The organism is Methylacidimicrobium cyclopophantes, from assembly GCF_902143385.2.
GTDB lineage: Bacteria > Verrucomicrobiota > Verrucomicrobiia > Methylacidiphilales > Methylacidiphilaceae > Methylacidimicrobium > Methylacidimicrobium cyclopophantes.
Window position 1 is genome coordinate 1 of the sequence record NZ_CABFUZ020000216.1, and the last position, 5,912, is coordinate 5,912.

The following is a 5,912-nucleotide window of genomic DNA, read 5'->3' on the forward strand; positions in this document are numbered from 1 at the left end:
GGCGGCCGGAAGCCGAGATGCCCGCCTCGATCGTCGATGCTCCTGGGAGTGTCTTCGAGTCTTGGAGGAGGCGCTCGATCGCTACCGAGAGCGGGTGGCCGCGGTCGTGATCGAGCCGAAGGTACAGGCCGCCGCGGGAATGTGGATGCATCCGGCGGGCTACCTGCGCGAGCTCGACCGGCTCTGTCGGGAGCGACGCATCCTCTGGATCGCCGACGAGGTCTTTACGGGCTTCGGTCGCCTGGGAAGCTGGCTCGCCTGCCGGCGGGAAGGGGTCTTTCCCGATCTTCTTTGCTTGGCCAAGGGGCTGACGGGAGGAATGACCCCGCTGGCGGCCACTCTCGTTCGGGAGGAGATCTACGCTGGATTCACGGGTGAGAAGAACCGGACATTCCTCCATGGCCACAGCTACACCGCGAACCCGATCGGATGCGCGGCGGCTCTAGCCTCTCTCTCCCTCTTCGAGGAGGAAGGGGTATTCGAGCGGATCTCGGATCGGGCGGCGGTCTTGCAGAGCGTCGGCCAGCGGTTTTGGCGCCATCCGTGCGTCGGAGATGTCCGCCAGGAAGGGCTGGTGCTTGCGGTTGAGCTTGTCGAAAGGCGAGCGGATCGGGCACCCTTCCCTCTGGAAAGAGAGGTGGGTTTTCGGGTCTGCGAGCGGGCTCGTTCCCATGGGCTCTTGACCCGGCCGGTCGGGGATGTCCTCGTGCTGGTGCCTCCCTTCTCGTCCTCCGCCGAGGATCTGGCCGGGATGGTCGGGGCCCTGGATCGGGCCCTCTGGGAGGAGTTGCCGTGATTCTTGTGTTTTGATTGCGAAATCGTCCTGCGAGGGAAAGGGGCCTCTGCTCTTCAGGGAGAACTTGGGGCGGTCGCGGAGGGGAAAGTTCGGAAAGGAGCGATTATGAACGGAACCGGTCGGCAGGCTTTTCTTACGATTCGCATTGAAGGGCCGAAGGTCAAAGCGGGTCAGATGCGACTAGACGAGCGGTGAGCCGCGCTGGTGGGAAGCGACCGGCAGAGAAAGGATAGAACCGGGCGTCGTAACGGAAGCTCTCGGGGAACTGGCCGCGTGGAGCTACGGTGATTGGGAGGATTTGTCCGCTGAGGAATATGCACACCGGCAAGGAGTAGCGTCTCGGACCGACTTCGAATCCTTGTTGGGAGGCTGGCCCAAAGAGGAGAGAGAGGATGGCTTCGAGACGGCCTTGGAAAAATGGCGTTCCGAAAACGCTGTGCGCTGAGGAGAAGGAGATGGTTCTCGATACGAACATCGTGTCCTACCTGTTGAAGGGAAATCCGGAGTTCGGGCGGTATGGACGGCACTTGGCGGATCCGGCACTTTTCATCGCCTTCCTAACGGTGGCTGAGTTGTATCGCTGGCCTCTGGAGAACGGCTGGAGCGAAGAACGTATCGCCAAGATGCGAGCACAACGGCGCCACTACGCCGTTCTGCCTTACGACGATGCGCTGGCCTGGCGATGGGCGGAGCTTAGGTCGGCTTGCAAGCAAGCGGGGATTGGGATTGGTTTCAGCGGCTCCTGGATCGCGGCAACGGCGCTCCGCCACCAGAAGCCGGTTGTCACCCACAACCGGCGCCATTTCGAGAGGATACCGGGACTAGACCTGATTTCGGAGAACCGGGAAATGGCTCAACCCGGCTGCCATCCCGGCGGGCTCCCTCGGCGCTTCTTCCACGAACTTCGCATCCGGGGCGGAGCACGAAGGCCCTTCCGGGCGGAATCCCCGTGAGCGATGGTGACCGATCGTTTCTCCCTATCGCAGCTTTTGCGCCAAGCCGTGGGCGAAGATCCGCTCCGGCTCGTGGAAGCGGCGATCTTCCTCCTGGCGATCGTGCATACCTTCCTCGCTCCCTCCCTCCATCGGCTGGGGAACCGGAGGGCGGAGAGAGCCCGGAGGCTCGTAGCAGAGTGCAATCCGCTCGCCGCCCGTCAAAAGATGATCGCGGAGCTCCTTTTGCTTCTGGGTGAGATCGAGGTCGTCTTTGGGCTATGGGTAATCCCACTCTTTTGGATTGTGGTCTTCTTCCGAGGATGGTCGGGGGCGATCGAGCGGCTGGGGCTGAGCCGGGATTTTGCGGAGGCGATCTTCGTGGTCGCGGTGATGACGGTCGCCTCCAGTCGGCCGATCCTGCTCTTCCTCGACGATCTTCTCCTGCGGGTAGCGGCCTTGGGGAGGGGATCGGTGGCCGCCTGGTGGTTCGTCCTGCTGACCTTGGGTGCGTTGGCCGGGTCGATCATCACGGAGGCGGGCGCAATGACAACGACCGCTCTTTTGCTTGGCAAGCGCTTTTTTCCCCTCGGCCCCCGTCCCGCCCTTTCCTACGCGACCGTCGGCTTGCTCTTTACGAATGTCTCCATCGGCGGCTGCCTGACCCATTTCGCGGCCCCTCCGGTGGTGCTGGCCGCACGAGCTTGGGGTTGGGGGAGCGGCTATATGGTTTTTCACTTCGGCGGGAAGGCGGCGGCCGCGACGCTTCTAGGAAGCCTGATCTATCTGGTCGTCTTCCGAAAGGAGTTCCACCGCTTGGAAGCACTCCGCCGTCGAATATCGGCGGAAGAAAGCTCCCCCGAGCGGGCTCCCCGCTGGATCACCGGCGTCCATCTCCTCTTTCTTGCCTGGATCGTGGCCACCGCCGAGACGCCGGTTCTCTGCGTGGGCGGCCTCCTCTTCTTCCTCGGTTTTCTCCGGGTGACCGGGCCCTTCCAAGACGAGGTCTCGTTGCGGCAAGCGGTGCTCGTCGGCTTTTTTCTAGCGGGGCTTGAGCTCCTCGGCAGTCGCCAGAGTTGGTGGATCAATCCGCTGCTCGAACGGCTCGACGAAACGACCCTTCTGCTCAGCGCGGCGGCCATCACGGCTTTCAACGACAATGCGCTGGTGACCTACCTGGCTAGCCTTGTTCCCGGGCTCGAAGAATCGGCGAAGCAAGCGGTGATGGCTGGGGCGATCTCCACCGGTGGGCTGACCGTTATCGCCAACGCTCCCAACCCGGCGGGCCAAGCCCTCTTGAGCCGGTTCTTCCCCGAGGGAATCTCTCCCCTCGGCTTAGCCGCGGGCGCTCTCCTCCCTACGGGAATCGCTCTGCTCCTGCTTCGTCCGTGACGTACGCCCGGGAAATCCCTCTTCACCGACCGCAGCCGCAACCCATCCCGCCGCCCATCCCGCCATGGCGGTGTCCTCGTCCCATTCCGGTCCGGCCGCCCATGCAGCCCGACGGAGCGCGCGTGGTCGGCTCCCCTTTCGTCTTTTGGCGGACGGAAGCGACCTGATCGGTGGAGATCTTCTCCGCCCCGGATTCGGAGCGCAGGTAGGTGAGAATGGAAGCGACCTGGTCGTCGTTGAGGATGGTCCTCCAGGAAGGCATTTGGCCCCGGTACTCTTCCCCCGCAACCCGGATCGTTCCGGCGTAGCCATTGAGGACGATGCGGATCAGCCGTTCCGGATCGCCGTTCACCCAGGCAGAGTTTTTCAATGGAGGATTGGGATCGAGGCCTTCCCTTTCCGCTCCATGGCATCGCGCGCAATTCTCCAAATAGAGACTGTGGCCGCTCCGCGCGTAAAGGGATGCCGACGACGAAAGGAGGGCAAAGGAACATGCAGCCAAGGAGCGGAGAAAGAGAGCGCGCAAACCGAGGGAGAGCATACCGACAATCCTACTCCTTCGGCCCGGATCCGGAAAAAGCGGAAAGATTACCGGCATTGCCCCTTTTCTTGCATCGGGGTTTCGCTTATTTGTTATAACAACATGGAGCGACTCAACGGAGAGCGGGCGCCGCGGGCGATTGGCTCCAAGAGAGGCGCGACTGTTTGTTCTTCGGGCAAGGTGAGACGGAACCAGGTTTCAAGCGCCCGGCGGATCTCGGCCCCGCTCACCAACCGGCGGCGCTCGCTCTCCCCTCCGATCCGATGGATCGTCAACTCGTTGTTCCGGAGGGCATACCGGCATCCGATATCCGGTCGGGCCGCGATCAACTCCTTCCGGAAGCGCGAGTCCGGATGAGAGCAGAGATACCAGTTGGCGATCTCATAATCGACCGGTAGCTGGGGTTGCAGATCGAATTGGTAGAGCGATTCCCACAAGCCGCGAAGCAAGACTTGGATCAGAAAGCCGCTTCCCGAGCGAAAAATGCGCATCGGTTCATGGAGGGTTTCCTGGACGATGTTCGTTTCCAGCCGAAGAGGGGCGGTGAAGGTGAGTCCGCCGAATCCAACATCGACGAGAAAGGGTTGATCGAGCTGCACCAGGAGGGCCATATGCGTTCGAGGGAGGGTGGTCTTTTCGGGGACCTTCCAACAAACGCGCCCGGCGAGCCCGACGACCGAGAAGCCGAGGGCGCGCAAGACCTCGCTGAAGAGGAGATTGTGCTCGAAGCAGTAGCCTCCTCGCCCTTCGAGAATCAGTTTCCGCTCGAGCGAAGGAAGGTCGAGCGCCACCGTCCGGCCGAGCAGCGGGTCGAGGTTTTCGAACGGAATGGCCTGGGGATGGAGGGCATGGAGGGTACAGAGTGTTTCGAGGGTCGCGCTCCTCGGCCCCTCGTAGCCGATTCGGCGGAAGTAGCGCTCGAGGAAGGTGTCGTGCATCGGAAGGAAAATAGCAGATCGTTTCGCAAAGCGCGCGCTTCACGGCTCGACTCGGGCGGGAAAATCCGTTACAAGGGCCGGGCGGCTTGGTGATCCAAGACGCGGCGCCTCCTCGACGGCGTGAGCGCAGTCGGGGTCGGAGGCGCATGGCAATCCTAGCAATGGAGGGTGTGATGTCTCTCTTTCCCCATCTCTTTTCCCCGCTGATCGTAGGCAACCTTTCCACGCCGAACCGTATCTGGATGGCTCCGATGACACGATCCCGCGCGGGCCAACCGGGGGATATTCCGACCGAGCTCAACGCCCGGTATTACGCCCAGCGGGCGTCCGCAGGGCTCATCATTACGGAGGCGAGCCAGATCAGTCGGCAAGGTCAGGGCTACGCCTGGACGCCGGGAATCTACACCGATGCGCAGGAAGCGGGTTGGCGGCGGGTGGTGGAGGCGGTCCACGGGGCCGGGGGGCGCATCGCCATCCAGCTCTGGCATGTGGGGAGAGTCTCCCACCATCTCCTCCAGGAAGGCGGACAGCCACCGGTTGCCCCATCGCCGATTCGAGCCGAGAAGACGGAGTGCTTCGTCGTTCTGCCGGATGGAACTCCCGCTCAGGTGCCGGTGGATGTCCCGCGAGAGCTTACCCGAAGGGAAATCGAGGGGATCGTCCAAGACTATGCCGCGGCAGCCCGCCGCGCCCTTCGAGCGGGGTTCGACCTGGTCGAAGTTCATGGGGCCAACGGGTATCTGCCGAATCAGTTTCTCGACATCCGCGCAAATCAACGCCGGGATGAATATGGGGGCTCGCTTCCGAATCGGGCACGGTTCCTCTTGGAAGTCGTCGATGCGGTGGCCGGAGCGATCGGTCGGGAGAGGGTCGGCGTTCGGCTCTCCCCCAAAGGCGTCTTTTGCGATATGACGATCGAAGGAAGCTGGGAGGCTGCGCTCTACGTCGCGGCCGAGCTCGACAAGCGGAAGATCGCCTATCTGCACATCGCCGAGCCCGATTGGGCGGGTGGGCCGCCGCTCACGGAGGAAGAGAAGGGTACTCTGCGCCGCCGCTTTGCTCCCGTCTTGAGCTTTTGCGGGAATTACGACGCCCCGCGCGCGGAGTCGACGATCGCCGCAGGGATCGCGGATGCGATCGCCTTCGGCCGTCTCTTCCTCGCCAACCCGGATCTGCCAGAGCGTTTTCGCCGCGCGGCCCCGCTCAACGAGCCCGATCCTTCTACCTTCTACGGGGGTGCCGAAAAAGGGTACACCGATTATCCCTTCCTCGAAGCGGCCGGCGCATAAAGCCGGCTGCGAGACGGACGGGGG

The 5,912-nt window shown here is 63.0% G+C and carries 6 protein-coding genes; 4 read left to right on the plus strand and 2 right to left on the minus strand.

The window, feature by feature from the left end; all coding sequences use genetic code 11:
• The 3 genes from FN369_RS09115 to FN369_RS09125 form a co-directional block, all read left to right on the plus strand.
• Positions 1–796, plus strand: a 796-nt coding sequence (locus FN369_RS09115) for an aminotransferase family protein (RefSeq protein ID WP_142525844.1), incomplete at its 5' end; no start/stop codon positions are given.
• Positions 797–1,251: 455 nt separating this feature from the next.
• Positions 1,252–1,749, plus strand: a complete 498-nt coding sequence (locus tag FN369_RS09120; RefSeq protein ID WP_178087781.1) for a PIN domain-containing protein — start codon at positions 1,252–1,254, stop codon at positions 1,747–1,749.
• Between the two features lie 3 nt (positions 1,750–1,752).
• Positions 1,753–3,120, plus strand: a complete 1,368-nt coding sequence (locus tag FN369_RS09125) for a putative Na+/H+ antiporter (protein ID WP_142525846.1) — start codon at positions 1,753–1,755, stop codon at positions 3,118–3,120.
• 22 nt (positions 3,121–3,142) lie between these two features.
• Here the strand turns inward: FN369_RS09125 and FN369_RS09130 are convergent, their stop codons facing one another.
• A complete protein-coding gene (locus tag FN369_RS09130; protein WP_142525847.1) occupies positions 3,143–3,661 on the minus strand; it encodes a c-type cytochrome in 519 nt (172 codons plus the stop codon).
• 92 nt (positions 3,662–3,753) lie between these two features.
• The gene (locus tag FN369_RS09135; protein WP_142525848.1) at positions 3,754–4,599 is read right to left on the minus strand and encodes an arylamine N-acetyltransferase family protein; all 846 of its coding nucleotides are present in this window, start codon (positions 4,597–4,599) and stop codon (positions 3,754–3,756) included.
• A gap of 173 nt (positions 4,600–4,772) precedes the next feature.
• Between FN369_RS09135 and FN369_RS09140 the strand changes: the two genes are divergently transcribed.
• Entirely contained in the window at positions 4,773–5,888 is a 1,116-nt protein-coding gene (locus FN369_RS09140; RefSeq protein ID WP_142525849.1) for an alkene reductase, read from the plus strand.
• Positions 5,889–5,912: the final 24 nt, after the last annotated feature.

Coding starts and splice junctions, on each gene's coding strand:
- FN369_RS09135 (WP_142525848.1), bottom strand. CDS start 4,599: ATGCACGACACCTTCCTCGAGCGCTACTTCCGCCGAATCGGCTACGAG.
- FN369_RS09125 (WP_142525846.1), top strand. CDS start 1,753: ATGGTGACCGATCGTTTCTCCCTATCGCAGCTTTTGCGCCAAGCCGTG.
- FN369_RS09120 (WP_178087781.1), top strand. CDS start 1,252: ATGGTTCTCGATACGAACATCGTGTCCTACCTGTTGAAGGGAAATCCG.
- FN369_RS09140 (WP_142525849.1), top strand. CDS start 4,773: ATGTCTCTCTTTCCCCATCTCTTTTCCCCGCTGATCGTAGGCAACCTT.
- FN369_RS09130 (WP_142525847.1), bottom strand. CDS start 3,661: ATGCTCTCCCTCGGTTTGCGCGCTCTCTTTCTCCGCTCCTTGGCTGCA.